The 2256-nt window shown below is 34.8% G+C and carries 3 protein-coding genes; 1 reads left to right on the plus strand and 2 read right to left on the minus strand.

Annotation, left to right across the window (positions count from 1 at the left end; all coding sequences use genetic code 11):
• On the plus strand, nucleotides 1–324 hold a 324-nt coding region (locus tag MNV_RS11030; RefSeq protein WP_179293944.1), incomplete at its 5' end, for a transposase.
• On the opposite strand, the gene MNV_RS11035 is transcribed toward MNV_RS11030, so the two are convergent.
• Together MNV_RS11035 and MNV_RS11040 are read right to left on the minus strand one after the other, a co-directional pair.
• Complete coding sequence (locus MNV_RS11035) at nucleotides 321–1523, minus strand: ATP-binding protein (RefSeq protein ID WP_096206018.1); 1203 nt, start codon at nucleotides 1521–1523, stop codon at nucleotides 321–323. The two genes, MNV_RS11030 and MNV_RS11035, sit on opposite strands and share 4 nt — an antisense overlap.
• A gap of 4 nt (nucleotides 1524–1527) precedes the next feature.
• Entirely contained in the window at nucleotides 1528–2214 is a 687-nt protein-coding gene (locus tag MNV_RS11040) for a DNA cytosine methyltransferase (protein WP_257000033.1), read from the minus strand.
• Nucleotides 2215–2256 lie beyond the last annotated feature (42 nt).

Raw genomic sequence — 2256 nt, forward strand, 5'->3', positions numbered from 1 at the left:
AGGCGCAATATAGAGTTCAGAAGACACTTGTCAAATGTGATTGCCTATGCTAAACGACACAGTCTGAAGAAGATTATCTTGTTTATTGACAGAGCCACTTACCATAAAACACCAGAAGTAAAGAAGTTCGTTAAAGAACATAAAGACATATTGCGCATAAAGTTTCTCGGAAAAGGTGACCCTAACTCAAACCCTATAGAAAGCCTGGTAAACAGACGATTAAACTCAGCAGTTGGTGTCGATCGTTCCCATGCTTCAATAGATGTAATGACAACTGCCGCAAGGAATTTCTTAAGAAAATACAACTCTATTTATGCGACTTAGCTTAATAGTGGGTGTTCACGATTTATTTTATAAAACCTTTTTCCATGCCTCACTCTTTCTTCCCAAAATGGAGAATACTCATCTTTAGATAGCTTTCGTTTTAATATTTGTCCTTTATTCGTATAAACTTCAAGTGCTTGTGCTCTCACTTCTTTTGCGACTGATCTTATTTGATCTTTGTATTTTAACGGAGGTCTGGCGATTGATTTTTTAATGTCTATTTGCCAATCTTCATCAACATTATTTGGTAGATCTATTCGAATTCGACATAAATCGTAATGAACTTCTTTCTTAAACATGCTAAGCCAATCTCCGGCAACAAGTAAACGTTTGCTGCGATAGACATAAAATCCCTGTTGTTCTGTCCAACTATCTTTTGGACCCTTTCCATAATTATATTCCTCATATGATAATTTCGATCTATGGGGCAGAACAAATCCTTTGATATTTATCTGGTCTCCCTGAAATTTTACTTCCGGTTTTGGCTGCAATCCACTAAATCCTATCATGAAAGGGTCCCATGGCTCTATTCTCCTTCCTTGGAGAAATATATTTACACCATCATCAATGAACATATGAAATACCATAGAAAGATGTGATTTTACTCTTTCCATTGTCTCTAAAAACTTCTTTTTTGATTCTTCACTATCTTCTTTAGTATCCTTTGTTACTCTGTCCAAATCCCACCATACTACACAAGTTCCTGATTTCAATTGCTCCATTTTTTCAGAATAATTACTTTCTTCAGGGCAATATTTTATTATATTCCATGATTGTGATTTGTTAACATAGTCCAGATCCCAGCTCCATAAACAAACTTCACAATCAGTTCGTTTTGATATAACTGAAAACTTTCTTGTTTGAGAAAATGAAGCCGTTTTCAACCCTAAACCAAATCTTCCTAAATCATTACTATCTCTTGTGAGTAGAGGGTTTTTACTTCCTGGGCGCATTGCTTGGATTAACTCTTCGCTATTCATTCCTTTACCATCATCCAGAATTGATAAAACAGTATGTGGCCCATGCCAGACATAATCTACCCAGATATTTTTAGCATCAGCAGTTATAGAATTATCTATTATGTCTGCAATTGCGGCTTCTATTGAATAACCAATTGCTCTAAATGTTTCGATCATTGAGCTGGCATCTGGTTCTGCATTTGTAGTTTCAATGTTTGAATAGTCAAAATTGGTAGCCATATTATCATTTATTTAACAGAAGTTTTTTAATTGATACCGCAATACTTTTTGCCATCAATGGAGGTACTGCGTTACCTATTTGTCGAAATGCAGCGCTTCTACTACCTTCAAAATAGTAATCATCAGAGAATGATTGGATTCTTGCAGCTTCACGAATAGATAAAGAACGGATCTGCTTAAAATCGGGATAAATATAATAATGTCCATCTCTAGCTATATGGGCAACTACAGTATGAGAACATCCATTTGGATCTACAACTTTAAACCTGTCTAAAAAAGATTCTTGATTATTATGAGTTTTTAGATTCTCTGGTAAATCTGAATATTTTAATCTTTCCCCATTATTCAGCCATTTCTGTATTGCGATCCTGTAAATTGAAAGATCCCTTTCATTATGAGGTCTGGTGATATGCTGGGTTACAAAATCAACTCCATTCCTGATTTCAAATTTTTCTAGATAATTTGTTAAGCCCGTTTTATATTGCATTATTTTTTCCCCACCTCCCGGTTTTAAAGCAGGTAAATCAGCTAATAAATCAAATTTTATTTTCCATTTATTAACTGTTTTTTCAAGCTCAGGAAATTCGAATTTACTATTACCTCTTTTGCCGATAACGACAACTCGTTTTCTTTTTTGCAACACACCATAATCCATGGCATGTAATATTTGCCAAGAAACACTATACCCCACTTCTTTACTTTTAAACTTGGATTTCGGCGCATTTAGTCACTA

Source organism: Candidatus Methanoperedens nitratireducens (assembly GCF_900196725.1).
Classification (GTDB): Archaea; Halobacteriota; Methanosarcinia; order Methanosarcinales; family Methanoperedenaceae; genus Methanoperedens; species Methanoperedens nitroreducens_A.

Bases quoted from the DNA above. Each gene is read 5' to 3' on its own strand.
- MNV_RS11035 (WP_096206018.1), bottom strand. From the start codon at position 1,523: ATGGCTACCAATTTTGACTATTCAAACATTGAAACTACAAATGCAGAA.